Raw genomic sequence first — 26,209 nt, 5'->3', positions numbered from 1 at the left:
TCAAGATTTTAATTCGGTCATGATACTTGATACTAACTACTTGATACTAATTTTAAAACAAATAATATATACTATGCAATTAAAGCACAAACTACTGGTTCTTTTTGTGTTCCTGTTTATAGCTCCTGCAAGGCTATTGGCACAAGAGAATCAATTTTCGGGCTGGGCTGCCTGGTTTCACAGCCAGCGACTATCTGAACATTGGGGTTATTCATTTGACGGGCAATTTCGCTCACATGACGACCTGAGCTATCTAAAACACACGCTGCTGCGTCCATCGGCAAATTATTATTTTGCCAATAACAAGGTAGCGGCCCTGGGTTATGCTTATATAGCCACCAATGGCCGTACCGCCAATGGCGATAAAACCTTCAGGCCCGAACAGCGAATATGGCAACAATATACATACTCACATAAGTTGGGTAAACACATATCTGTAGCACACCGTTTCCGTTTGGAGCAGCGCTTTTTAGGGGAAACAGCTAATAATAAAAATGACGATTACTTTGCCCAGCGTTTCCGGTATTTTGTAAGAGGTATAATTCCATTTAAGAATGATTCGGCTGTATTTACCAAAGGTCCATTCCTGGCCCTGCAGAACGAAGTGTTTTTTAACGTTCAAAATAAAAACCGGGTGAACAAACATTTCTTTGATCAAAATCGAGCCTATGTTGCGGTCGGCTATCGCGTAAGCAAAAAGTTTGATGTAGAGGCCGGTTACCTTAACCAATACATCAACCTGGCCGAAACCTATACGCTGAACCACGTGGCCCAGCTGGCTATTTATACGAGGTTTTAGAGCCTCACCCTGTCCTCTCCAAAGGAGAGGGTACCTGATTAGCATCTTGCTTAAAAACAAAAGAGCGATAGAATTGATTCTATCGCTCTTTTGTTTACCTCCCTCTCCTTTGGAGAGGGTTGGGGTGAGGCCTTACAGTCTGCTGATATCGCCGCTGCCCGCTTTTGAGCTGCTGATATTTTTAGCGCCGCCGGTATAGTGAATATCGCCTGAACCACTTACCGAAGCATCTACTTTATTGCTGGCATTTACAACGGCATCGCCTGAGCCTGCTACGCGTACCGCGGTGTTTACGGTTACCAGGTCGCGGGCGGTAAAATCGCCTGAGCCCACTACACTTACGCTTGAATCATCTGCACGACCAGATAGTTTCATATCGCCTGAGCCGGAGATCCTGCTTTCCAGTTTTTTTACATTTACTTTTCCCAGCATATCGCCCGATCCGGTGATACTTAATTTTAAGGAGTTAGTACTGATACCGTCTTTAAAAAAGATATCGCCAGAACCGGTTACAGAAACGCCGTTCAGATCTTTTGCGGTAACATAGATCACCATTCTTTTATTTCCAAAACTCCAGTTATTCCAGTTGGAGTCTTTTTTACTGTGTATTTTTAATACACCATCCTGTACTTCGGTAACAATCCGGTCAATAACATTAGAAGGTGCTTCTACCTTTACCGACTCAGTTGGGCCCTGTGTAATGTAAACATCAAAAGAACCTGCCAGATCAATAGCGTGGAAGCCGGATAAATGACGATCCTGCGTGCTTTGTTGTATGGTTTTAACAGTAGTAACAGGTTTGGCATAAGTATAGCCAGCGGTTCCTGTTGCTAAAGCCGCAAGTAATAATAGTTTGGTTAGTGATTTCATAGTTAACGTTAATTATTTGTTTATAAGACGCAACATGCACCGATAGGTTGCACTGTTTTTAAAATAAAGTAGGCTTTACAACTTTTTTGCCCCCTCAGAATCTCTCGCAGAGGACCCTGAGATGGTTTACATGTAAACCCATAATATAATGATAAAATTCACATATATAATTGATTTTCAATTATATAAATAAGTGTTAACCATAAATTGTGTAAACCATGTAAACCCAATTTTAAACCTTTTTGTCCCCTCAGTCAGTCTTGCGCTCGTTTGCAACGAGTGCTTAACATGGGTTTGCGTTTAAAACGCGAGAGCGATGCAATCGCCTCTCCACAATAAGCACTCGTTGCAAACGAGCGCAAGTAGATTCAGCATGACTTCTTTCTCTAATACAACTCAATTGCGCGCTACCCCTATGTAATAATTAAAAGTATCTACTTCAATATTATCTTCTGTAGCGCCATCCAGTTTTAATGGTGTAAAGCGGGTAGTTGGGGTGATGAATTGATAATCGCCGCCTTTTACTTTAACCCTTACCGGCATATTGAACTTTTTGCTGCTTACGTTTATCCAACGGCAACGTATTTTATCCTTATAGGTTAAAAACTCCAGGATTGGGATGGTTTTATAATGCAAGTACTGGTCAAATATGGGCGCCAGGTTCATACCGCTTTGTTCGGTAATATAATTTACCACCTGGTCGTAAGTAACGGTTTGATGATAGAAGGTTTTGTTGAGCCCACGCAGGATATTGCGCCATTTTTCATCATCATTTATCACAGTGCGGATCATGTTGAGCAGGTTACCGCCTTTATAATACATATCGCCCGATCCTTCCCGGTTCACGCCATAAGGGCCAACAATAGGCCTGTCATTCTGTATAGCCAAACGGGTGCCATGTACATATTCCTGCCCGGCCTGCTTGCCGTAATAGGTTTCCACAAATAAGGACTCAGAATAATTGGTAAAGCTTTCATGGATCCACATATCAGCCACATCTTTGGAGGTGATATTATTGCCAAACCATTCGTGTCCGCTCTCATGTACCACAATAAAATCCCATTTTAAACCCCAGCCTGTTCCTGAAAGATCGCGGCCCAGGTAGCCATTCTGATAGTGATTGCCGTATGCAGTGCCACTCTGGTGCTCCATGCCCAGGTGTGGGGCCTCCACCAGTTTATAGCCGTCTTCATAAAAAGGATAGGGGCCAAACCAGTGCTCGAATGCTTTGAGCATTTTGGTAGCATTCTCGTTCCATTGTTTTTTAGCCTTATTCAGGTTATAGCTTAGTGGCCAGTAATCCATGGTCAGCTTTCCTTTTTCGCCGGGATAAACGCCATCGTAGTGTACATAATCGCCAATGTTGGCCTCAATATCATAGTTGTTGATAGGGTTAGCCACAAACCAGTCAAAACGGGTATAACCGTCTTTCAATTTGGTCACTTTGCGTAAACGGCCATTGGATACATCCTTTAAACCATTAGGTACGCTGATGCTGATGAGGGCGCTGTCAACCTCGTCATACTGATGATCTTTAGTAGGCCACCAGATGCTGGCGCCAATGCCCTGGCAGGCGGTAGCCACCCAGGGTTTACCTAAGGAGTCTGTAGTATACACGATGCCGCCATCCCAGGGAGCATGTTTGGCAATAATAGGATTGCCGGAGTAAAATACGGTAAACTCATCGGCGCTGCCTTTGGTTATGGTTTGCGGAAAGGTGATGAATACGGCGTTAAACTCCCGTGTATAAGGCAGCTCCTGTCCTTTGTAAACTACCTTGTCAACCTTTAGGTTAGCAAACAGGTCGAACTGTAGTTTGGTGAAATCCTGTGTGGCTGTAAATTTAAACTGGTTGCTGCCGCTGATGTATTTTTGATCGATATCAAACTTCACATCCAGGTGATAGTAATTGATATCATAACAGGTGCGTAAAGGTGTTAAACTGCCGCGTAGGGTATCGGCACGGGTAAATATTTCACGATTTGCGCCAAGCTGTGCCTGTGCAGGTAAAGTAAATGCGGTCAGGATCAAAATAGCCGACGCGATGTTATATAAATATTTTGTTTTCATGTTAAATTGCTGTGCTTGTAAATTTAATGTCGATCAATCAGCCCCCCAAATATTCCTTCTCCAAAGCTCCTGGGCATATTTCCTGAACAGCTCAGGCCCGCTTTTAAAAGCATCGTCAAAAGTATATTTGCCGCCATCATAGTCGCCCGGCCCCACTTTAACTTTGTTTTGCCCTCTGATGGCATATTTGTTACCGCCCTCATGCATAATGATCTTCATTTCGCCCGGACTGATATCACCGGCGCATAATGTTTTGTACATCAGCCATACTTCGGCTTTGCCATTTCTGTCCAGGTCGGTAACGGCAAAAGTGCCCGGAATGTATATCGCTTCCAGGTCAACCTGGCAGTCCTTCACAAAATCAACCATTTGCCAGTTTAACTGCATACTTCCGTTGCTCTTGATGGTATACTGGTAAGCATAAAGTGCCGCGTCGCGTCCGTTGCCATCTTCGCTATCGCCTTTGGTGTCGGTTATCCCGGTTTCGGTAGTGATCAGTAAATGCTCACCTTCACTATCTGTAAAGCGTACCGCTTTAACAATATCTCCTTTATATTTAATTGATGAAGGTATCGATCTTTTATTAAGCTTGATCACGCTGATCTGTGCCATAGTCATTTGCCCCGCGGATAAAAATATCAGCAGGCCCATGAATTTGATGTAATGCATGCTCATACTAATCTTTCAGGATACCGATATAGTAGTTAAATGTATCTACTTCAATATTATCAATAGTAGCACCATCAATAGCAACCGGGGTAAAACGGGTAGTAGGGGTAATAAATTGATACTCGCCCCCTTTAACCTTTACTAATACGGGCATGGTAAAACCAGTTACGTCAGCTATCCAACGACTGGTCAGTTTACCGTCTCTGGTGGCAAACTCCAGCGTTGGCAGGTTTTTATAATGCAGGTACTGGTCAAACACTGGGAGTAATTTTTTGCCCGATTGTTCGGTGATATAGTTAACCACCTGATCATAAGTAACGGTTTGATGATAAAATGTTTTATTTAAGCCGCGTAGGATCCCGCGCCATTTTTCATCATCATTGATCATAGTGCGCACCATATTAAGCAATACCGCACCTTTGGGGTACATATCGCCGGAGCCTTCTTTGTTTACATTATAAACGCCAACAATAGGGCTATCGTTCCCAATCCCTATTCTGAGCCCTTTGTTGTATTCCTGGCCTGCTTTTTTGCCCCAGTTGTTTTCAATAAACAACGATTCGGAATAACAGGTAAAGCCTTCATGGATCCACATATCTGCCAGATCTTTACCGGTGATGTTGTTGCCAAACCATTCATGGCCGCTTTCGTGAACTATAATATAATCCCACTTAAGTCCCCAGCCCGTGCCCGACATATCATAACCCAGGTAGCCATTCAAATAGTGGTTACCATAAGCGGTAGCGCTCTGGTGCTCCATACCTAAATGCGGTGTTTCCACCAGTTTGTAGCCATCCTCGTAAAACGGATAAGGGCCAAACCAGTGTTCAAAAGCTTTGAGCATGGGCTTTACGTTTTCGGCAAATTGCTTTTTGGCTTTTTCCAAACTGGCAGGCAGTACCCAGAAATCAAGGCTGAGTTTGCCTTTTTCGCCATCGTACGTATCGCTGAAGTGGGTATAATCGCCAATGTTGGCTACTACATCATAATTGTTAATGGGGTTGGCCACAAACCAATCAAAGCGGGTATAGCCATCTTTGAGCGGAGTAACTTTACGCAGCCTGCCGTTTGATACATCTTTTAATCCTTTAGGTACGCTGATGCTGATCATCATACTGTCAACCTCGTCGCTCAGGTGATCTTTATTGGGCCACCAGATGCTGGCGCCTATACCTTCGCAAGCGGTAGCTACCCAGGGTTTGCCCAGGGAATCTTTTTTAAATACAAGGCCACCATCCCAGGGGGCGTTAATAGCCACCGTTGGTTTGCCCGAATAGTATACGGTAAATTCGTCCTTACTGCCTTTGGCAATCGTTTGCGGAAATGTAACAAAAACGGCGTTAGCATCGCGGGTGTAAGGCAGGTTTTTACCTTTATACACTACTTTATCTACATTCAGGTTGGCAAACAGATCAAACTGTAATTTGGTAAAATCTTCCGTGGCAGTAAATTTAAATTGATTGCTGCCGCTGATGGCTCGTTGATCGATATTAACCTTCACATCAAGGTGGTAATAGTTAATATCATAACAGGAACGTAATGGTGAAAGGCTACCGCGCAGGGTGTCTGCATGTGTGTATTTTTCTTTCTCTTGTAAAAGCTGGGCTTTGGCAATAACCGGGAGGAATAATACGATTGCCCCCAATATAAACTGATAATTCAGTTTAATTAATGATGAGTTGTTCATTGTAACGGATCAGTCAATGTTTAAATGAACCTAAATCTACAAATATCTTGTGATTAAGTTTATTTTTAAAGATAAGTTGCTTTTAAATTCACCCCAAAAGGGGGGCATTTTAAGAAAAAGGCCCTCCTCTATTTGGAGAAGGGCCGGTGTAATGTTTTATTTCAATACTTCCACATCAATAAAGCTGTCGTTATAAACAGTTTCGGTGGCTTTGATATAATCGCTTTCGTTGGCCTTGTAAGGGTTCTCCACAAACTTTTGCGGATTACGCGCTATGATCGGGAACCAGGTGCTTTGTACCTGGATCATGATGCGGTGACCTTTTTTAAAGGTGTGTAGCACATCCTGCAGCCGGAAGTTAACATCGGTTTTTTGGTTGGCTACCAAAGCCTCGGGTTTCTCGAAGCTATTGCGGAAACGCGCCGGCATTACTTCTGAGCGTACCATTTGCCAGTAATTGCTCAGGATGATGTTTTTGTTGGGCATGTACGGGTTGTTAGGCTCATCGGCAGGGTAAACATCAATCAGTTTTACCACAAAATCGGCATCGGTACCGGTAGTAGCTATTTTTAGATGAGCCATGATCTCGCCGCCAAGAGTTACGTCGTCATTTAATACATCAGTCTGGTAAACCAATACATCCGGGCGACGACCAGCAAATCGCTGATCTTCGCTCATATAATTGTGCGGGGTAAAGCCCATGGTAGTGGTATTATCCTCGGTATACGGAACCGGTTTAAGTGGGTCGCTTATATAGGATACCGAACCGGTTGTGGCTGGCTGCGCATCTGCCAGTTTACCATCGGCACCCAGATACATTTTTTGGTGAACGGCATTTGGAGCCGGCCATTTATCAAAAGTAGCCCATTCTTTTTTGCCGGTATTATACATATAAGCATTTGGCAGACCTGAATTTTTATCGCCATTACCTTTCAGGAAATGGTTGAAGAATTTGGCTTCGATATTTTTTTGGTAAAAAGTAGCGATGCTATCGCCAAAGTAAACGTTGCTGTGCATGGTATGCCCGGTTTCGCGCGACCAGCGGCCGTGCCCAAACGGCCCCATCACAATAGTATTATAGGCATTAGGATCGGTTTTGTTGATGGTTTTATAAATAGCCAGCGGACCGGTCAGATCTTCGGCATCAAACCAGCCGCCTACCAGCATTACCGCTGGTTTTACTTTGCCATAGTGCTTTAGCAGACCGCGTTTTTGCCAAAATTCATCATAATTAGGGTGGTTGATGGTTTCCTGCCAGAAGAAATTGTCGTGATAAAATTTATCGGCATTTTTTAGCGGACCAAGATCCAATAGGTATTGATATCCATCTTTGCTATTGGGTTTAAGCATGGTGTACCAGGCTTTGCTGGTGGTATCGGTTTTCTGAACACCAAAAACGGGAAAGGTGAAAAAGTAACCTTCCAGAAATGCACCGTTATGATGAAAATCGTCAAAAAAGAAATCGGATATAGGGGCTTGTGGCGATGACGCTTTTAATGCCGGATGGTTTGACAGGATACCCGCAGCGGTGTAAAAGCCGGGGTAAGATATACCATACTGGCCAACCTTGCCATTGTTGCCGGCAACATTTCTAACCAGCCAGTCAATGGTGTCATAAGTATCAGAACCCTCATCAACGTCGGTTTTACTTTTTTTGTTGTCGATAACCGGGGTCATGTTGGTCCAGGTACCCTCGCTTTTCCAGCGGCCACGCACATCCTGGTATACAAAAATGTAACCCTCTTTCATGATAATTTCCGATGGGCCCAGGCGTGCCGGATATTTATCTTCGCCATACGGTGCAACGCTGTAACAGGTACGCTGCATCAAGATGGGGTACTTGTTTTTGGCTGAAGCATCCTTCGGCGTATAAATGGAGGTAAAAAGCTTTTTACCATCGCGCATGGTGATGTACACGTCTTTTTTGGTAAAATGTTCTTTTACATAGTCGCTTTGAGCAAAAGCGTTAATGCTGCACATCAATAACAGTGCAAAAAATGAGTAAACTTTTTTCATGAGATCAGTCAGTTTAAACGCCTAATTTAGCAAGTAAATCGTTAATTCAATTTATTATTGCAACACTGTTACAATAAAGTTAAAAAACGGCCTCAAACATCATTTTGTATATTTATCTACCTTATTTATGTCATCATTCCCAGCTCAGTATTCCACCTTATCTGCCCTTGCTTTAAAAGATTATATAACAGCAGCGTATGGTATAAACCTAATAAGCTGCAAATATTTACTGCGAGGCGTAAGCGATACTTATGTTTTAGAAGCAGCCGATTCAAAATATATTTTAAAAATTTACCGCGACCGGCACCGCTCATTAACCGAAATACAGGGTGAAGTGGAATTGCTGAATATGTTGAAAGAGTATGGTGCCAAGGTATCGTACCCGTTGATCGATATTTTTGGCAGCCAGATACAAAAGTTTGATGCCGCAGAAGGTACCCGCTACGGCATTGTGTTTTCTTATGCCGAAGGTAAGGTGAGCCTTGATCTGTCGGATGAGCAGCTAAAAACCGTAGGCCGTGAAATGGCAACGGTTCATAACATCACCTCGGTGGTGAAGCTGAACTATAAAAGAAAAGCTTATACCATTGATACCACACTAACCGGACCCTTAAAAGTTCTGAAGCCTGCCTTTGCCGACCTTCCGGATGAATACACTTATTTAAAGGAAACAGCCATGCAGGTAATTCAAAAGCTCAATACGTTTGATACAAAGAAATTTAGCTATGGATACTGCCAGTATGATTTTTTACCTAAGAACTTTCATTTTGACGATAATGACAGGATCACCTTTTTTGATTTCGATTTTGCTGGACAAGGTTACCTGGCAAACGATCTGATGTCGTTCTTTGTGCATTTTTTTATGCATGTATTTACCGGCAAATTAACCGATGAAGAAGCTGACCGCATGTTTAAGGTTTTTATATCAGCCTACCGTGAAGTAAGACCAGTATCAGATGACGAGATAAAAGCTATTCCTTACCTCGGTGTAGGTTTCTGGATATTTTACCTGGGCTTTCAATATGAGAACTTCGATGATTGGTCGAACCCGTTTTTTGGCCCGAAATTTATAAAAGACAGGGTTGCGCTGATAAAAGTGTGGACAGATAAGTATTGCGAATTTTGACTATTAATCTATAAAATAATAGCCTAATAACCATTAACTTTGCCAACCACAAAATACAAACTTATGCAATATGATGTTATCGTTATCGGTTCGGGCCCAGGTGGCTATGTAGCCGCTATACGTTGTGCCCAGCTTGGTTTAAAAACCGCGATTGTTGAAAAATATGCTACTCTTGGCGGTACCTGCCTTAATGTAGGCTGTATCCCATCCAAAGCTTTACTGGATTCGTCTGAACATTACCATAACGCGGCTCACTCCTTTAAAACGCATGGTATTAATTTGGATAACCTGAAAATTGATTTCGGACAGATGATCAAACGTAAACAGGAAGTAGTTGATGCCAATACCAGCGGTATTGTTTACCTGATGAAAAAAAATAAGATCGATACCCATTATGGTGTAGGATCTTTTAAAGATAAAAATACCATTATCGTTAAAAAGAGCGATGGCACCGAAACCGAGATCACCAGCAAAAACGTGATCATCGCTACCGGTTCAAAACCATCGGCACTGCCATTTTTAAAGATCGATAAAAAACGTATCATCACTTCAACCGAAGCTTTAACCTTGACCGAGATCCCTAAGCACCTGGTGCTGATAGGCGGCGGTGTTATTGGTTTGGAGCTGGGTTCTGTTTATGCCCGCTTAGGCTCAAAAGTATCTGTAATTGAATTTATGGATGGCATTATTCCCACCATGGATAAAGGTTTGGGTAAAGAGCTGCAAAAAGTGTTGACCAAACTGGGTATGGAGTTTTACCTGGGTCATAAAGTTACCGGCGCTACCGTAAAAGGTAAAGAAGTAACCGTAACCTTTGATACCCCGAAAGGCGAAAAACAGGAACTAAAAGGCGATTACTGCCTGGTTGCTGTTGGTCGTATAGCTTACACCGATGGTTTAGGTCTGGATAAAATTGGCATTACCGTTGAAGAACGCGGTCGTAAGATCACCGTTGACGATCACCTGGAAACCAGCGTTAAAGGTGTTTACGCTATTGGCGACGTAATTAAAGGTGCCATGCTGGCCCACAAAGCCGAAGATGAAGGTACTCTGGTTGCCGAGATCATAGCCGGTCAGAAACCACATATCGATTATAACCTGATACCGGGCGTTGTTTATACGTGGCCGGAAGTTGCCGCCGTAGGTCAAACCGAAGAGCAATTGAAAGCAGCAGGTGTAAAATATAAAACCGGATCGTTCCCATTCAAAGCCAGTGGCCGTGCACGTGCCAGCGGTGATCTGGATGGTTTTGTGAAAGTACTGGCTGACGCTACTACCGACGAGATACTGGGCGTTCACATGATTGGTCCGCGTGCAGCGGATATGATAGCCGAGGCCGTTGTTGCGATGGAATACCGTGCCAGCGCCGAAGATATTTCGCGCATGAGTCACGCTCACCCAACTTACACCGAAGCCATGCGTGAAGCCTGCTTAGCAGCTACTGACAACAGGCCGATACATATGTAAGTTTTACAGTTTGCAGTTTTGAGTTGGCAGTTTGCTTTAACAATAAATTGTAATCTAGTCCATATTTTAAAAGCGGTTATTTAATAGATAACCGCTTTTTATTTGCTTTTTGGTTTAAGATGCTTATATTAAACTAAATTAATAGTTATGAAAGGTGTAAGCTATATCTTATTAATAAGTATGTTGTTTTGGGCATCTTTGAGCGTGGCACAAAACAAGAACCTAAAAAAACATCAGCTTAAATACTTACCCGATATTGATGTTTACGACATTCACGGCAAACACACGACTTTGCGGCAGCTGGGTAAAAATAAAGTGCTGTTTATCGACTCCTGGTTTATACCGTGTCCGCCATGTTTTCGTGAAATGAATGTGCTGCATCAGCTTTATGCAAAGTATAGGACCAATAAAAATTTCAATTTTATAACCATATGCCGTACGGACAGTTCAATAGCCCGGAAATTTTTTGCTCAGGATAAATCAATGGCCCGGTATATAGATATGTATCATGGTTTTAGTCATCTAAAAGATTTCAAGCTCCCGGTGTATTTTATACCTGGTTGTAATGAAAAGATCTATGTGGATAAGGAGTTAGCAAAATATACCCCGGACGATAAAACAAAATGCCCAGATGCCCAATTTGGCTTCCATGGTTATCCAACTATCGTTATTTTTGATAAAAAAGGGAAACTGCTCTTCAAAAAAACAGGTTATGATAATGATGTAGAAGAAGCTGAGAATGCGAAAATTGAGCAGATGATAAAAGAAGCCCTCGCGGTTAAGTAAATGCAGGTATTGATTAACATAGGTATTACGCTACTCAGCATTGCGCTCATGGAATTACTATCATGGGCTATGCACAAATACCTGTTTCACGGCCCGCTTTGGTTTATCCACAAAACGCATCACCAGGAACGCCATAGCTGGTTTGAGTTAAACGACCTGTTCAGTATAGGCTTTGCAACCTTTGCTTTATGGCTGATGTGGATGGGGCATCTTAATCTAGACTATCACTTTTGGATAGGTACCGGCATCAGCATATATGGTATCATCTATTTTATTTTCCACGACTGGTTTATCCATAACCGCTTTAAAGCTTTCAAGAGTAACAATCGCTACCTGGCAGGCATCCGCCGGGCGCATAAGATCCACCATAAATCTATGCAGAAAAATCCCTCGGAAGAGTTTGGGTTACTGGTGGCCAGCAGGAAATGGTTCAGGAGTAATTAAGTTATAAAACACGTCATTGCGAGGTACAAAGCAATCTCTACGTAAGCAGATTAACTATTCATGTTGGCTCTGTATAGTTTAGAGATTGTTTCGTGCCTCGCAATGACGGTATGTTTTTACACCGCTATCACATGTTTCCCCTTTTTATAGCCGATAGTAGCAAAATACAGGATGAACAGGTAAATAGGCAACAAGATCCAGTAGGATGTTTGAGCTGCGGCTTCGGGGCCGAGGCTTACTTTAAATTTATCAACCAGGAATCCATAAACAGGTGGGAATACCGCCGCGCCGGCGATACCCATGACCAATAATGACGAACCGATCTTGGTGAACCTGCCTAAACCTGATAAGGCAAGAGGCCATATAGCCGGCCACATTAATGAATTTGCTAAACCTAAAAGCGCTATACAGCTTATAGAAGCATATTTAGGGACAAATAGCGCTGCCGCTGTTAAGATTACGCCTAAAATAGCCGAGTATACCAGCGCTTTTTGCTGTGAAATATAGCGGGGGATAAATACAATACCTGCGATATAGCCAATAACCATACAGGCTAATGTGCCAGAGGCAAAATATTTGGCGGTAGATAGCGGGATATGGTGAGCAACACCATAACTAATGATGGAGTCGCCGGCTATAACTTCGGCACCTACGTACAGGAACAGGGCAATTACCCCCAATATCAAATGCGGAAACTCGAATACGCTGGTTTTGCCGGAGTTGGCGGCAGCCACTGTTTCGTCCTCATGGTCGGTATCAATTTCTGGCAGGCCCGAAAAGTAGATTAGTACCGCCAATACTACCAATACAATAACAATAAGCACATAAGGCAAAATTACCCTGGAGGCCAGCTCATTCAATTCGGCTATTTTTTGGGTAGCGTCAAGCTTAGCAAGGTTGGCTGTAAAAGCGTCGATATTTTTTAATACCACGGCACCCAGTGCGATAGGAGCCAATACACCTGCAAATTTATTACAGATACCCATAATACTGATCCGTTTGGCAGCGCTTTCTGGTGGGCCAACTATAGTGATATAAGGGTTTGAGGCGGATTGTAAAACGGCCAATCCCGAACCCTGTACAAATAAACCGATGAGGAAAACAGCATAAGTCCTGGTTAATGCAGCAGGAATAAATATCAGGGCGCCAACCGCCATAATGATCAAGCCTACGGCCATGCCGTTTTTAAAGCCAAATAGTTTAAGCAGCCAGGCCGATGGCTTGGCCATTAATAAATAAGCAATGTAAAAAGCGCTTGCAACTAAAAATGATTCGATGTTATTAAGCTGACAGGCAATTTTTAAATAGGGTATCAACACAGAATTTAGCCAGGTTACAAACCCGAAAATGAAAAATAATGCACCTATAATAATAATAGGGTTGATACCCGAACTTTTTGCTGCCGGCTTTTCGGCTTTGATAACAGAATCCATTTCTTTTAGTTAAATTGTTAAGAACTTAATGAAGTTTCTAAAATAATTAAAAAAGTTGGTAGATTGTATTGGGAATGTGAAAATTAGTGAAATTAAATGAGGATATATTCCTCTTATTTAGGTGATTTATATCATTCGTATGGTTTTTTATGGTGATTTTTCTTTAAAAAACAGATTGATAATGAGTTTTATTGATTTATCAAACGTTTGCGTGGCTATTTATGTGCAATACCTATAAAAATCAGGATTTAGAAAAAAAAATTAATTTATTGTGCGGTGTTGGTTCTTCCGACCATCGATATCAGAAATCTTCAATCCAAATTAAAATTCCGAAATTCGGGCGCTTACATTCATCGCCTGCATGAAAATATTAATAGTTAACAATACCGCTATACCGGCTGCCAAATATGGCGGTACCGAAAGGGTGATCTGGTGGTTGGGTAAAGAGCTTAACCGCCTGGGGCATGAGGTTACTTACCTGGTGGCCGAGGGTTCCACTTGTCCCTTTGCTAAGGTGTTGATATATGATCCCGCTGTTGATATGAACCAACAGGTGCCCGATGATATTGATGTGGTACATTTTCATTTCCAGGTAAGTGGCTTTACCAAAAAGCCATACCTGATTAATGTACATAATAACCCGGGCTATGGGCATGTATTGGATCAAAACTCCGTATTTGTATCTGCCGATCATGCTGCCCGCCATGGTTCAACCTCATTTGTACACCATGGTCTCGACCCCGACGATTATCCTAAGCCCAATCTGCAACAGAAACGTACCCATACTCACTTTTTGGCTAAAGCAGCCTGGCGCGTTAAAAATGTGAAAGGCGCCATTGATATAGCCACCCAAAGTCGCAACAAACTGGTGGTACTGGGCGGCACACGTTTAAACCTGAAGATGGGGCTACGCTTTACACCCAATTTAAATGTACGGTTTAAGGGTATGGTGGATAATGACCAAAAGTCGGTCGTGTTGAATGCTTCAAAGGGCTTACTGTTCCCGGTTTTATGGCATGAGCCTTTTGGTTTGGCTATTATCGAAAGTCTGTATTTTGGCTGTCCTGTGTTTGGTACGCCATACGGATCGTTACCCGAGTTGGTACCTGCCGAGGTTGGCTTGCTTAGCAACAGTAAACAGGAACTGGTAGCCGGACTAAAAGCTGTAGATACTTTTAACAACCAGCTTTGCCATGATTATGCCGTGGAGCATTTCACCGTGCAAAAAATGGCCCGGCGCTATCTTTCGCTATACGAAAGAGTTTTAAATGGCGAAACCCTGAACCCGCTTAACCCGACACTGAAGGAAGCATCGCCCAAATACCTGCCCTGGAACGCATAAGATAGTAAAAGTTTTCTAATTCCCTCCCCACGGGAGGGGTGCGGCTGCTATGCGCGTAAAGGCAGGGAGGGGTTTATACGCCGGGTATAAACTCTGCACAATGAAGAAACCCCTTCCTCCCCTTCCCGAGGGAAGGAATCGCACCTGCCTCAGCTTTTGAAAAACTTGAAAAAGGCCAAAATTTTAAAGAATCTTAATCAGACAACAACGTAGTAATATTATAATGTGTTATTTTGTACTCTAAATATCCCTGGTGAATAGTTCAGCAAGCACTTTATCTTCCGCAAATAAAAAGCCATACATCGTAGTTCTGGCACTGGCCATACTGGTGAATATAGCCGGCATCGGCATCCGGTATTTTACCGACGATCCCAGTTTGTACAGCGTGATTGCCCGTGGCATGGCCCAAAGCAATAATTTTACCGACCTCATCTATCATGGGAAGGATTGGCTGGATAAACCGCATTTTCCATTCTGGATGGCCGCGCTCAGTTTTAAGATCTTTGGCATCAATACCATCGCCTATAAATTACCGGCTTTGTTGTTTTTCCTGATGTCGGTGGCTTATACCTATAAACTGGCCCGTAAGTTTTACGATCTGGAAACCTCGCTGATCGCCACACTGATCTTGCTTACCGCCCAGCACGTGCTCATGTCGAACACCGATGTGCGGGCCGAGCCCTACATCATGGGCCTGCTCATGGGGGCCGTATATCACTTTTATAAAGTTAAAGAGCGTTTTGGCTGGGCCGATATTTTATTGGGCGCCCTGTTTACCGCCTGCGCGGTCATGACCAAAGGGATTTACCTGCTCATCCCCATCGGCAGCGCTATCATAGGCGATTACCTGTTTAAAAAAGATCTTAAAAGTCTGTTCCATTGGAAATGGCTGCTGGCCTTTATACTGGTTGCCGTTTTTACCCTGCCCGAAATTTATACCTTATATATACAGTTTGATATGCACCCCGAAAAAGTGGTGTTTGGTAAAACAGGCATATCGGGTATCCACTGGTTTTTGTGGGATAGCCAATTTGGTCGTTTCAACAACAACAGTTTTATCCGCAATACACATGGCAGTATCTTCTTTTTTCTGCATACACTGTTGTGGGCCTTTGCGCCGTGGATGCTGTTGTTTTATTACGCGCTGATCAGGCATATTGGCAAAATGATCAAAGGGGTAAAGCTGCCTGAGTATATTACCATCAGCGGCTCGGTAGTGATGCTGTTGATATTTTCGGTATCCAAATTTCAGCTGCCCTTTTATACCAATATCCTGTTTCCTTTTTTCGCCATCATCACGGCCGGTTTCATCAGCGAAGTGATCCAAAACAAAAACAAGTTCTTTACCATTGCTCAATACGCTATCGTGGTGTTGCTCGTCATCGCGGTAACGGTGCTTAACTTTGTTTACGCGCCCGAACGTTGGCCCGTGTTTATAGCGCTCTGTATCCTGCTCATCGGTATTGCTTTGTACATTTATAAAAACAGCGGCAACCCGCAAAGGGCCTTGGTTTTATTAACCGCTGTGATGGGTTTATGGGTTAATGCTTACCTCATGGGCGTAGTTTACCCCACGCTGCTCAAGTTTAAAGGCGACGTCCACGCGGCTGAATACATTAACCAGCATTATCCCAACGATGAGATCATTGCCGCTTTTGATGTGCCCAATGCTTTCGATTTTTATACCCACCAACCGGTAACCTTTATGAGCATGGCCCAGGCGGCCACGCACAGCAATGCCCTTATCCTGATAGACGACGGATTAAAGGCGGAGCTGGAAAAGAACCACACCAATCTCCGGATAGTGCAGGCATTTTATAATTACCCCAACGAAAACATGACCTTGCCGTTCATCATCAAAACCAGCAGACTGGGTACGTTGGAGCGATTTTATTTGGTGAGGATAGGTAAGGGTTTGTGATGTTAAATTCTGCCTGTTGTTGGTGTCAAATTATTCAGCGCATGGTTCGAGAACATCAAAATAGACGCGCCGATTTAAAAGCTTCCAAATAAGTCGTGATCTTCCTCGCAGTGGGTGTATAACCCCCCCCCCAGCTACCACACCAGCCAACCGCACCCCTCCCGTGGGGAGGGAACTTTAGCTTCGCAGGAGGACAGAAGCCATGAACAAAAAAGCCTGGGGTACGTGCGATTCCTTCCCCCGGGAAGGGGAGGAAGGGGTTTCTGCATGCGATATAATCCCAACCAGTGCACAGCTGAGCTTGCTTTTACCCCTTAATTTCCGTATATTTATATGAGCAATGGCCCGGTTTACTGTTTATCAGCAAACCGGGCCGTTTTGTTAAAGGACAAAGGGGGCAAAAAAGAGATTGTTTTGAGATTAGTTGTTTGATTGTCAATAATTTAATACTTTTTAAACCTTTCAAAAGCCATCAGGAATTTGTTAAAAAGTGTTAAAATCGAGGTTTTTGAATGATTTTTAAGCGGTTTTCGACCTGTTTTGATCCATTTTTGAGTCAGAAATTGTTAAAATTTAAGGTTTAAAAAGTTTTTCATCATAGCGGGGATACAATAACCGCAGGCAATAAAATAAAATTCCGAAATTCGCCCCCAATAAATCCGACATCGAACACCCGATATCCGACATCAAAAAATATGCTGCAAATACAGGAAAACGTATCGCTCAAAAACTTTAACACCTTTGGTATCGACGCTTATGCCCGTTATTTTGTGGAGATAGCCCACGAGGATGAACTGGTGGAGTTGTTTGCCGATCCGCAATGGCTGCAAATTGACCGGCTGGTACTGGGCGGTGGCAGCAACCTGCTGCTGGTGAGTAATTTTGAAGGACTGGTGATCCGTATGAATATCCGTGGGATTGAGCACCGCATCAGTCATAACGATGTTTTTGTGGAAGCAGGCGGCGGCGAAGTATGGAACGACCTGGTGAACTTTTGCGTAGCCCGCGAATATGCAGGTATTGAAAACCTGAGCCTGATCCCCGGCTCAGTAGGTGCATCGCCTATTCAAAACATCGGCGCTTACGGCGTGGAACTGAAAGATGCCTTTTTGAGCTGTCGTGCTTTTGAAATAGCAAGCGGTACTTTTAAAACCTTTACTAAAGAAGATTGCAAATTTGGCTATCGCGAAAGTGTATTTAAAAATGAACTCAAGGGGCTGTACATCATCGTGTCGGTAAAATTCCAGTTATCGCTTATTCCTGATATCAATACACAATATGGTGCTATCGGGCAGGAACTGGCCAATCGGGGAATCACTGCGCCTACTATAAAAGATGTTTCGACGGTGGTATCACACATCCGGGTGTCCAAACTGCCCGATCCATCTACTATAGGTAATGCGGGCAGTTTCTTTAAAAACCCCTTGATTAGTGTGGAGGATTTCAATGTGATCCAGGCAAAATTCCCCGACGTGGTCAATTATCCCGGTGGTGTTGGCTTGATCAAATTAGCAGCTGGCTGGCTTATTGAACAGTGCGGCTGGAAGGGAAAAGTAGTAGGAAATACGGGTACCTGGAAAAATCAGGCACTAGTATTAGTGAACCATGGCGGTGCCACCGGCCAGGAAGTGTACAGTTTTTCGTCGCAAATCATAGACAGTGTGTACACTAAATTTGGCGTTATGCTACAACGTGAGGTGAATATTATTAGTTAAATAATTTTATTCTAATTAAACTTTCACTTTCGTTTCACGTCAATTGTATAACATTCTTGTTACATTAGTTAATTTCAGTGCTTTTTTATTTTGGTTGATTTCTATCTTTAATGTTCTGCTTTTCAGTTTGTTAATTGTCTATATAGTGTAATTTTTACACACTTAATTTTTTCAGAAAAAATCTCTTTCGTCATTGTTCGGGTTAAAAGCTCAATTTTTAAGTGGCATCATGGTTGCCTAAGTGTTGATACAAAACTTTAACAAAATGACAAAGATTGAGTTTAACACCCTAGTACTACGTCAGGCAAGTTCATTAAGGTCTTACGCCCTTCATTTTACGCATGACGCAGATGATGCTAACGACCTTGTCCAGGATACAATGTTGAAGGCCATAACTTATTACAATAAGTTTAAAGAGGGTACTAATTTAAAAGGATGGTTATATACCATCATGAAAAATACATTCATCAACAACTATCGCCGTTTTGTTAAAATGAGCACTTTTGTTACCAAGTCTGACGAGATCTCTTCTCCAAACCTGGTATACAGCTCGACAAAAAATCAAGGCGAAGCAAAATTTGTGATGGACGATATCAAAAGAGCGCTTGACCGCTTACCCGAAGATTATTATGTACCCTTCACCATGTACTTTGAAGGTCATAAATACCACGAAATTGCCGATCATCTGGATATCCCGATCGGTACTGTAAAAACCCGCATCCACGTAGCCCGCAAGTTGCTGAAAAAGAACTTGAAAGCATATGATAACGGCATTGCGAAACCCGTTTACGCGGAGAACTAATATTTATTAAACTCAAATATATATCATAGAAAAACCCGCTTTTTAGGCGGGTTTTTATGTTTTTGATCCGGGTGAGTAATTTATACTGCAAGCCCCGTTTGCAGATCGTAGGTATAGGATGATCCATTGATCACTATTTTTACCCGGTGGTTAGGCAGGAATTGAATAGTGCCTTTATAATCCCAGGTACCATCGGCACCACTGCCTTTGGTAGCAAAACTAGCCGATCCGCTGATGATATCCCCATCTTTTGTTGGATCAATGATAAGCGAGTTGAACGAGAAGTTATAGCTGGAAATAGTTGTTTTTTGTGCTGATGTTTTGGCCTGCAGATTGGCGTAAACATTCATAGAGCCGTTCATAGATAATTGCGAATTTTTATCGCCCGGCGTTAATAGCTTCATGCTGAGTGTTTCGCCGCTTTTAGTCAATACGATATACTCATTTGATGTGATCGTAACATATAAACTATCGTATACACTGATGCCCGAAAGCGCTTCGCCCGTGCACTGTACGTTATATTTGATCTTGTTCCAGATGCTGAATTTGGCGGTATCGCTCAGGTCGAGCGAGAACTGAAACGCGGTATCAATTTTAAAATCGCAATCCGGGCTGTGGGTTGATTGTACTTTCAATCGCCCTTTGTGGTTTTGATCCATATTATCAGGCATATTAGCACCGTCTGCAATACTGAACGAACCATATTCGCCATACAGTATCTGTTTAAGGTTCATCGCGATATTGCTGCTGACCACTTTGGTGCTTACCGTACTGGGATTACTTTTGTTATTATTATTTGCTGATTTGATACATGCAGAGTAGCCAATGGCTATGCAGGCAAGTAGTAAAAAGGTGAGTTTGGGGTACTGTTTCATAAAAAAGGTTTGGTGTTCTTCGCAAATTTAACTTATTATCAATGAATTAAGGAAAAGGGGAGTCAAATTAATTTGTGGGGAAAACCGGGCGTAACTTTGTCGACCGGATCGAATTATCCACAGAACATAATAAACAAAGCATCAATATACTACCAAACTAATAGGTATTTTCTTAATTTCGCAACCTCATACGTGTAAACAATAAAATGGACTATCAATTTAAAGATATAGAGCAAAAGTGGCAGCAGTTTTGGGCCCAGAACGGAACCTTTAAAGCTGAGGATAAAAGCGCTAAACCTAAGTATTATGTGCTGGATATGTTCCCTTACCCATCGGGTGCGGGGCTGCATGTGGGCCATCCGCTGGGTTATATTGCCTCTGATATTTTTGCACGCTATAAACGTTTAAAAGGTTTTAACGTGCTGCACCCAATGGGTTATGATAGCTTTGGCCTGCCAGCCGAACAGTATGCCATACAAACAGGGCAGCACCCTGCTATTACTACGGCTGATAATATTGCCACCTATCGCCGCCAGCTGGATCAGATTGGTTTTTCGTTTGATTGGAGCCGGGAAGTACGTACCAGTTCGCCCGATTATTATAAATGGACACAGTGGATCTTTATGCAACTGTTCAACTCCTGGTATAATAAGGATGCAGACAAAGCCGAATCCATTGCCAAATTGGTGGAACATTTTGAGCAAAAAGGCTCTGCAGGTATTAATGCCGTATGCGACGAAGAAGTTTTGAGTTTTACTGCTGAGGAGTGGAAAGCCCTGGGCAACCGCGAACAGCAAAGTGAACTGTTAAAATACCGCTTAACTTATCTGCGCGAAAGTACCGTAAACTGGTGCCCCGCTTTAGGTACCGTATTGGCTAATGACGAGGTGAAAGACGGCTTTAGCGAGCGTGGTGGTTACCCTGTGGAGCAAAAGAAAATGATGCAGTGGAGCATGCGTATTACCGCCTATGCCGAACGCCTGTTGCAAGGCCTGGATATTATTGACTGGCCCGAGCCGCTAAAAGAAATGCAGCGCAACTGGATAGGCAAAAGTACCGGAGCGTCAGTAAAATTTCCGATTGAGAATGCAACTCAGAACTCAGAACTCAAGACTCAAGACTATATAGAGGTTTTCACCACCCGGGTTGATACCATTTTTGGGGTTACCTTTTTGGTGATAGCGCCCGAGCATGAGCTGGTGTCTGCTTTGACAACGCCTGAGCAAAAGGCAGATATTGAAGCCTACATAGTCCAGACCAAAAAGAAATCGGAGTTGGACAGGATGGCCGATGCCAAAACAGTATCAGGAGCCTTCACCGGCAGCTATGTGTTGAATCCGCTAAATAATGAAAGAATCCCGATCTGGATAGCTGATTATGTGTTGGCCGGATATGGTACCGGTGCCGTAATGGCCGTACCATCGGGCGATCAGCGTGATTATTTATTTGCCAAACATTTTAACCTGCCGATAGTACCTATTATCGACATACAAAATATCGAAACGGAAGCCGACCCGACCAAAGAGGGCAAATATATCAATTCCGACTTTATGAACGGGCTTGCTTATAAAGAAGCAACCGCCGCCGTAATTGCTAAATTGGAAGCTATTGGTGCAGGTAAAGCCAAAGTGAACTTCAGGATGCGCGATGCCATATTTGGTCGTCAGCGTTACTGGGGCGAACCGGTGCCGGTTTACTTTAAAGATGGTTTGCCTCATTTAATTGAAGAGCAGCATTTACCTTTGTTATTACCCGAAGTGGATAAGTATCTGCCAACCGAAACGGGCGAACCACCATTGGGTCGGGCAGAAGGCTGGAAACATCCGGAAGGTGAATATGAGTTGAGCACCATGCCGGGCTGGGCCGGTAGCAGCTGGTACTGGTACCGCTATATGGATGCGCAGAATGATCAAGAGTTTGCATCCAAAGAAGCCATTGCTTACTGGAAAGATGTCGATTTGTATATCGGCGGCAGCGAACATGCAACCGGACACTTGTTATACAGCCGTTTCTGGAATAAGTTCCTGAAAGATCTTGACCTGGTTATTGAAGAAGAGCCGTTTAAAAAGCTCATCAACCAGGGGATGATACAGGGCCGTAGTAATTTTGTTTATCGTTTAATTGATGAAGAAGGTCGCGGAACTAACACTTTTGTATCTCATGGTTTGATTAAAGCGTACAAAACTTCGCCATTACATGTGGATGTGAACATTGTAGAGAACGAGGTGCTGAATTTAGAGAAATTCAAAAAATTCAGATCGGAGTTTGAAACTGCTGAGTTTATATTGGAAAACGGCAAATACATCTGTGGTGTTGAAGTTGAAAAAATGTCGAAATCTAAGTTCAACGTAGTGAACCCGGATGACATTATCAGCCGTTACGGTGCCGATACTTTGCGCATGTACGAAATGTTCCTGGGGCCCTTGGAGCAGAGCAAACCATGGAATACCAATGGTATCGAAGGTGTGTTCAAATTCCTGCGTAAGTTCTGGCGTTTGTTCCATAACGAAGCCTGGGAGTTTAGCGTATCTGATGCAGAACCAAGCAAAGCCGAACTGAAATCGTTGCATAAAATCATCCGCAAAGTAGAGGAAGATGTGGAGCGTTTCTCGTTCAATACTTCGGTATCCAGCTTTATGATCGCAGTTAACGAATTAACTGACCTGAAGTGTAATAACCGGGCCATCCTGCAGGATATGGTGATCGTGCTGTCATCTTATGCTCCGCACATTTGTGAGGAACTGTGGACCTTATTAGGTAACCCGGCTGGTAGTTTGTCATACGCTCCGTATCCAAAATTCAACAGCGCTTACCTGGTGGAGGATGAGTTTGCTTACCCTATCTCTATCAACGGTAAAACAAAAATGAACCTCAATATCTCCTTAAGCCTGGAGCCAAAAGCTATTGAAGAATTTGTTTTGGCCAATGCCGATGTACAACGATACCTGGACGGGAAAGCTCCTAAAAAGGTGATCGTGGTAAAAGGCAGGATAGTGAATATGGTGATTTAAGCCCCCCAGCCCCCTGAAGGGGGAGTTGTAAAATTTGTTGTTAACCCGTTTTTGCCGAAGGCAAAAACGGGTTTTCTTTTTAATCTAATAATTATAAACGCGTCATTGCGAGGGACGAAGCAATCTCTATACTGTACAGGGCAGACAGAAAAGGTTATACTTATAATGTTTGACGAGCTTATGTAGAGATTGCTTCGTACCTCGCAATGACGTGCGGTGGGTAAAGAAACTCTCCAAGTTTACACAGAGTTAATATCTTCTTAGTGTAACATATACATGACAATTGCTAATTTCCTAAAAAAATAAAAGTTTGGGGTGTAACATTTAATCTATTTTCGCCTCCAATTACGAAAATCCTTATAAATGAAACGTTTTTACATACTTATAGCACTTTTTTGTTTTGCACTTTCGGCGAAAGCCCAGTTTGGTGTGGGAGGGAGCGGGCCAACTACTACGGGCCGGATATCGGGCACGGTGATCGACTCAATTACCAAAAAACCAATGGATTATACCACTGTAGGCTTATACCGCAGCGGAGGCAAATCGCCCATTACAGGTGTGGTAACTGATGAAAAAGGCAACTTTAAACTGGATAACATAAAACCAGGAAGCTACAAACTGGTGATATCTTTTATTGGTTATCCTTCAAAAACAATTGACCCGGTAACTACAACAGCATCAAAACCTGATAATAAAATGGGCGCCGTATTGCTGGCTCCGGGTGCTCATGCGCTGGCGCAAGTAAACGTAGTAGGCCAGGCTCCGCTGATAGAGAACAGGATCGATAAAATTGTTTACAATGCCGAAAAAGACCTTACTTCCGTAGGTGGTAACGCTACAGATGTACTGCAAAAAGTACCATTGGTAGCAGTTGATATCAACGGTAACGTATCGGTACGTGGCGATGCAAACGTGCGTGTATTGATCAATGGTAAACCATCTGGCGCTACATCAGCCAACTTATCGGATGTATTAAAAACCATCCCGGCCGATCAGATCAAGAGCATCGAGGTGGTAACATCTCCATCGGCCAAGTACGATGCAGAAGGTTCTGGTGGTATCATCAACATCATCACCAAGCAAAAGAATATATCAGGCATTAGCGGTTCGGTAAGTGGAGGTGTAGGTACACGTCAAAACAATGGTAACGTCAACCTGAACTATAACAAGAACCGTTTTAGCTTAGGTATCAACGCGGGTGGCAACTTAACCTGGCCACAAACCTCACTGACCACCTTTGACCAGGTATTGAAAGATGCTGCCGGTAATGAATTGGTTCACAACTTTAATAATTCAAGCAGCCGTATTAAAAGGCATGGCGCCATTGGTTCTGTTACCTTAGGTTATGAGTTTAATGCTTTTAACAGCATTAACAGTACTTTCAGATTGAATGATGGTGGTTTTAATGTTGATGGTAGCGGTATTAATAATATCGATAACCACATTTCACCTATACAATACTTTAGTAAAAGTATGTCTCACAACCATTTTGGTGGTTTTGACTGGAATATCGATTACACCCACAAGTTTAAAAAAGAGGGTGAGGAAATAACCGTATCCGGACAGTGGAGCCACAGTAATATTACAACAGATTATACCAACTTATTCACCGCGCAGAACCCAAGTCAAACTGGCGATAATAATGGTAAAAATAACGAGTACACTTTCCAGTTAGATTATACCCTGCCTGTAAATAAGGTATTAAAGATTGAAGCTGGCGGTAAAACCATACAGCGCCGTATAAACAGTAACTACGATATATTTGATACAGATAACACAGGAAATAACGCCCTGCGCGATTCGTTAAACTCAAATCTGTATGATTATACGCAGAATGTATATGCCGGCTATGCGGTGTTTACCATTACTCTGCCTAAAAGTTATTCGATATTGGCCGGTGGGCGTGTAGAGAATACCCGGATAAAAGGTGATCCGCAGAATCCGTTCCAGGATGAAAACAGTAACCTGTTCCAAAATCTGCAGCCATTTACATCAAGCTATACTACTTATATCCCAAGTTTAACTATACAAAAACAGTTTGGTAACCAAACGCTGAAATTGTCATACAGCAAACGTATAACAAGGCCAAGCTTGCAGTTCCTGAATCCGTTCATTAACCGCAGCAACATCCAGAATCAAAGTGTAGGTAATCCTAACCTGGCTCCGGAAGTTTCACAAACGCTCGAGTTAGGTTATAATACCTTTATCAAATCGTCGGTATTAAACTTTTCGGTTTATTACAAAAGAACAAACAACCTGATAGAGGGCATTGCCGATACTTTGACCGAGACTATCCGCAACCAAACTGTACACGCAACCCGTACAACTTACCAAAATATTGGCCGTAACAATTCGTTCGGTGCCAGTTTCTTTGGTTCGGTAAACCCTATCAAACCTTTAACTATAAGGGCGAGTATAAACGGCTATACTTATAGCCCAACTATATTTGATGAGTTTGCCAGCAGTGCTTCAAAAGTTGGTACTTATTTCCAGTTCTCTGCATTCGGAAGCGCGTCATACCAGTTTAAAGGTGATTTCCTGGCAGAGTTATTTGGCTTTACCAACTCAGCACGCCGTACCATACAGGGTACCAACCCGGCATTTGGTATTTATGCCTTTGGTATCAAAAAACAGTTCATGAAAAGAAAACTGGCTATCGGCTTTAACACCGTACAGCCATTTGCCCGCGATAAACATTTTGATCAGAATATCAGCAGCGCAAGTTTTAGTCAAACTAGCTCAACCGCGTTTCCGTTCCGTTCATTTGGTTTAACGTTTAGCTATAGCTTTGGTAAAACTACCTTCAGCAACCCTAATCAGCAGAAAAAAGGCGTTAACAATGACGACCAGAAACAAGGCGATCAGGGCGGCCAGGGTGCACCATCAGGCGGCAGATAACATATAGAGTCAAGACTTTTAGAGTCAAGAATAAAGACAATAAAAAAAGCTCCCGGTCATATGGCCGGGAGCTTTTTGTTGTAATAACCATTACGTCATTGCGAGGAACGAAGCAATCTCTATGCTATACAGAGCAAATTTGCATAGTTGACCTACTTACGTAGAGATTATTAATATTGTGTTTGTTTTTATAGGTATTAATGAGCTCCCTCCGGTCGGTTGTCTTCGTTCCTCGCAATGACGCGTTTTTTATTTGTATTGATAGGCAATCTTTATTC

18 protein-coding genes are annotated in these 26,209 nt (G+C 42.9%); 11 read left to right on the top strand and 7 right to left on the bottom strand.

Annotated features, from left to right (window positions below):
• Positions 1-73 precede the first annotated feature (73 nt).
• Positions 74-799, top strand: coding sequence for a DUF2490 domain-containing protein (locus AC57BQ_RS19385; RefSeq protein ID WP_496407835.1), 726 nt, complete (start codon positions 74-76; stop codon positions 797-799).
• A 132-nt stretch (positions 800-931) separates the two neighbouring features.
• Here the strand turns inward: AC57BQ_RS19385 and AC57BQ_RS19380 are convergent, their stop codons facing one another.
• From AC57BQ_RS19380 to AC57BQ_RS19360, 5 genes are all read right to left on the bottom strand, one after another.
• Positions 932-1,669 carry a head GIN domain-containing protein gene (locus AC57BQ_RS19380; protein WP_496407834.1) on the bottom strand — a complete coding sequence of 246 codons (738 nt, stop codon included), beginning with the start codon at positions 1,667-1,669 and terminating at the stop codon, positions 932-934.
• 396 nt (positions 1,670-2,065) lie between these two features.
• Entirely contained in the window at positions 2,066-3,739 is a 1,674-nt protein-coding gene (locus tag AC57BQ_RS19375) for a M1 family metallopeptidase (protein ID WP_496407833.1), read from the bottom strand.
• 33 nt (positions 3,740-3,772) lie between these two features.
• Positions 3,773-4,408, bottom strand: a complete 636-nt coding sequence (locus AC57BQ_RS19370) for a M949_RS01915 family surface polysaccharide biosynthesis protein (protein WP_496409486.1) — start codon at positions 4,406-4,408, stop codon at positions 3,773-3,775.
• 7 nt (positions 4,409-4,415) lie between these two features.
• Positions 4,416-6,095, bottom strand: coding sequence for a M1 family metallopeptidase (locus AC57BQ_RS19365; protein ID WP_496407832.1), 1,680 nt, complete (start codon positions 6,093-6,095; stop codon positions 4,416-4,418).
• A gap of 156 nt (positions 6,096-6,251) precedes the next feature.
• Positions 6,252-8,111 (bottom strand): CocE/NonD family hydrolase, encoded by a 1,860-nt coding sequence (locus AC57BQ_RS19360; protein ID WP_496407831.1) that lies wholly within the window; start codon positions 8,109-8,111, stop codon positions 6,252-6,254.
• Between the two features lie 127 nt (positions 8,112-8,238).
• Between AC57BQ_RS19360 and AC57BQ_RS19355 the strand changes: the two genes are divergently transcribed.
• The 4 genes from AC57BQ_RS19355 (at position 8,239) to AC57BQ_RS19340 (ending at position 11,934) form a co-directional block, all read left to right on the top strand.
• Positions 8,239-9,237, top strand: a complete 999-nt coding sequence (locus tag AC57BQ_RS19355; RefSeq protein WP_496407830.1) for a phosphotransferase enzyme family protein — start codon at positions 8,239-8,241, stop codon at positions 9,235-9,237.
• 63 nt (positions 9,238-9,300) lie between these two features.
• Complete coding sequence (gene lpdA / locus AC57BQ_RS19350; RefSeq protein ID WP_496407829.1) at positions 9,301-10,704, top strand: dihydrolipoyl dehydrogenase; 1,404 nt, start codon at positions 9,301-9,303, stop codon at positions 10,702-10,704.
• A gap of 147 nt (positions 10,705-10,851) precedes the next feature.
• Positions 10,852-11,490, top strand: coding sequence for a TlpA family protein disulfide reductase (locus tag AC57BQ_RS19345; RefSeq protein ID WP_496407828.1), 639 nt, complete (start codon positions 10,852-10,854; stop codon positions 11,488-11,490).
• Complete coding sequence (locus AC57BQ_RS19340; protein WP_496407827.1) at positions 11,491-11,934, top strand: sterol desaturase family protein; 444 nt, start codon at positions 11,491-11,493, stop codon at positions 11,932-11,934. It begins immediately after the preceding gene.
• A gap of 116 nt (positions 11,935-12,050) precedes the next feature.
• On the opposite strand, the gene AC57BQ_RS19335 is transcribed toward AC57BQ_RS19340, so the two are convergent.
• On the bottom strand, positions 12,051-13,367 hold the full coding sequence (locus AC57BQ_RS19335) for a sugar MFS transporter (RefSeq protein ID WP_496407826.1): 1,317 nt from the start codon (positions 13,365-13,367) through the stop codon (positions 12,051-12,053).
• A gap of 361 nt (positions 13,368-13,728) precedes the next feature.
• Here AC57BQ_RS19335 and AC57BQ_RS19330 point away from each other — a divergent pair, with 361 nt between their 5' ends.
• The 4 genes from AC57BQ_RS19330 to AC57BQ_RS19315 all read left to right on the top strand — a co-directional run bounded on the left by AC57BQ_RS19330 (position 13,729) and on the right by AC57BQ_RS19315 (position 19,147).
• On the top strand, positions 13,729-14,709 hold the full coding sequence (locus AC57BQ_RS19330; protein ID WP_496407825.1) for a glycosyltransferase: 981 nt from the start codon (positions 13,729-13,731) through the stop codon (positions 14,707-14,709).
• 253 nt (positions 14,710-14,962) lie between these two features.
• The gene (locus AC57BQ_RS19325; protein ID WP_496407824.1) at positions 14,963-16,630 is read left to right on the top strand and encodes an ArnT family glycosyltransferase; all 1,668 of its coding nucleotides are present in this window, start codon (positions 14,963-14,965) and stop codon (positions 16,628-16,630) included.
• A gap of 695 nt (positions 16,631-17,325) precedes the next feature.
• Positions 17,326-18,345 (top strand): UDP-N-acetylmuramate dehydrogenase, encoded by a 1,020-nt coding sequence (murB, locus tag AC57BQ_RS19320; RefSeq protein WP_496407823.1) that lies wholly within the window; start codon positions 17,326-17,328, stop codon positions 18,343-18,345.
• A 265-nt stretch (positions 18,346-18,610) separates the two neighbouring features.
• Positions 18,611-19,147, top strand: coding sequence for an RNA polymerase sigma factor (locus tag AC57BQ_RS19315; RefSeq protein ID WP_076376152.1), 537 nt, complete (start codon positions 18,611-18,613; stop codon positions 19,145-19,147).
• A gap of 80 nt (positions 19,148-19,227) precedes the next feature.
• Here AC57BQ_RS19315 and AC57BQ_RS19310 read toward each other — a convergent pair whose 3' ends face one another.
• Positions 19,228-20,022 (bottom strand): hypothetical protein, encoded by a 795-nt coding sequence (locus AC57BQ_RS19310; RefSeq protein WP_496407822.1) that lies wholly within the window; start codon positions 20,020-20,022, stop codon positions 19,228-19,230.
• A 206-nt stretch (positions 20,023-20,228) separates the two neighbouring features.
• Here AC57BQ_RS19310 and leuS point away from each other — a divergent pair, with 206 nt between their 5' ends.
• Both leuS and AC57BQ_RS19300 read left to right on the top strand, forming a co-directional pair.
• Positions 20,229-23,033, top strand: a complete 2,805-nt coding sequence (gene leuS / locus AC57BQ_RS19305) for a leucine--tRNA ligase (protein WP_496407821.1) — start codon at positions 20,229-20,231, stop codon at positions 23,031-23,033.
• Between the two features lie 363 nt (positions 23,034-23,396).
• The gene (locus tag AC57BQ_RS19300; RefSeq protein ID WP_496407820.1) at positions 23,397-25,931 is read left to right on the top strand and encodes a TonB-dependent receptor; all 2,535 of its coding nucleotides are present in this window, start codon (positions 23,397-23,399) and stop codon (positions 25,929-25,931) included.
• Positions 25,932-26,209 lie beyond the last annotated feature (278 nt).

The organism is Mucilaginibacter sp. BGA-UO-ETr-C110 (assembly GCF_059567985.1).
Note: the sequence above shows the minus strand (reverse complement) of the source record. Positions and strands in the feature narration are given on the sequence as shown.

Bases quoted from the DNA above. Each gene is read 5' to 3' on its own strand.
- AC57BQ_RS19385 (WP_496407835.1), top strand. From the start codon at position 74: ATGCAATTAAAGCACAAACTACTGGTTCTTTTTGTGTTCCTGTTTATA.
- AC57BQ_RS19380 (WP_496407834.1), bottom strand. From the start codon at position 1,669: ATGAAATCACTAACCAAACTATTATTACTTGCGGCTTTAGCAACAGGA.
- AC57BQ_RS19375 (WP_496407833.1), bottom strand. From the start codon at position 3,739: ATGAAAACAAAATATTTATATAACATCGCGTCGGCTATTTTGATCCTG.
- AC57BQ_RS19370 (WP_496409486.1), bottom strand. From the start codon at position 4,408: ATGCATTACATCAAATTCATGGGCCTGCTGATATTTTTATCCGCGGGG.
- AC57BQ_RS19365 (WP_496407832.1), bottom strand. From the start codon at position 6,095: ATGAACAACTCATCATTAATTAAACTGAATTATCAGTTTATATTGGGG.
- AC57BQ_RS19360 (WP_496407831.1), bottom strand. From the start codon at position 8,111: ATGAAAAAAGTTTACTCATTTTTTGCACTGTTATTGATGTGCAGCATT.
- AC57BQ_RS19355 (WP_496407830.1), top strand. From the start codon at position 8,239: ATGTCATCATTCCCAGCTCAGTATTCCACCTTATCTGCCCTTGCTTTA.
- lpdA (WP_496407829.1), top strand. From the start codon at position 9,301: ATGCAATATGATGTTATCGTTATCGGTTCGGGCCCAGGTGGCTATGTA.
- AC57BQ_RS19345 (WP_496407828.1), top strand. From the start codon at position 10,852: ATGAAAGGTGTAAGCTATATCTTATTAATAAGTATGTTGTTTTGGGCA.
- AC57BQ_RS19340 (WP_496407827.1), top strand. From the start codon at position 11,491: ATGCAGGTATTGATTAACATAGGTATTACGCTACTCAGCATTGCGCTC.
- AC57BQ_RS19335 (WP_496407826.1), bottom strand. From the start codon at position 13,367: ATGGATTCTGTTATCAAAGCCGAAAAGCCGGCAGCAAAAAGTTCGGGT.
- AC57BQ_RS19330 (WP_496407825.1), top strand. From the start codon at position 13,729: ATGAAAATATTAATAGTTAACAATACCGCTATACCGGCTGCCAAATAT.
- murB (WP_496407823.1), top strand. From the start codon at position 17,326: ATGCTGCAAATACAGGAAAACGTATCGCTCAAAAACTTTAACACCTTT.
- AC57BQ_RS19315 (WP_076376152.1), top strand. From the start codon at position 18,611: ATGACAAAGATTGAGTTTAACACCCTAGTACTACGTCAGGCAAGTTCA.
- AC57BQ_RS19310 (WP_496407822.1), bottom strand. From the start codon at position 20,022: ATGAAACAGTACCCCAAACTCACCTTTTTACTACTTGCCTGCATAGCC.
- leuS (WP_496407821.1), top strand. From the start codon at position 20,229: ATGGACTATCAATTTAAAGATATAGAGCAAAAGTGGCAGCAGTTTTGG.
- AC57BQ_RS19300 (WP_496407820.1), top strand. From the start codon at position 23,397: ATGAAACGTTTTTACATACTTATAGCACTTTTTTGTTTTGCACTTTCG.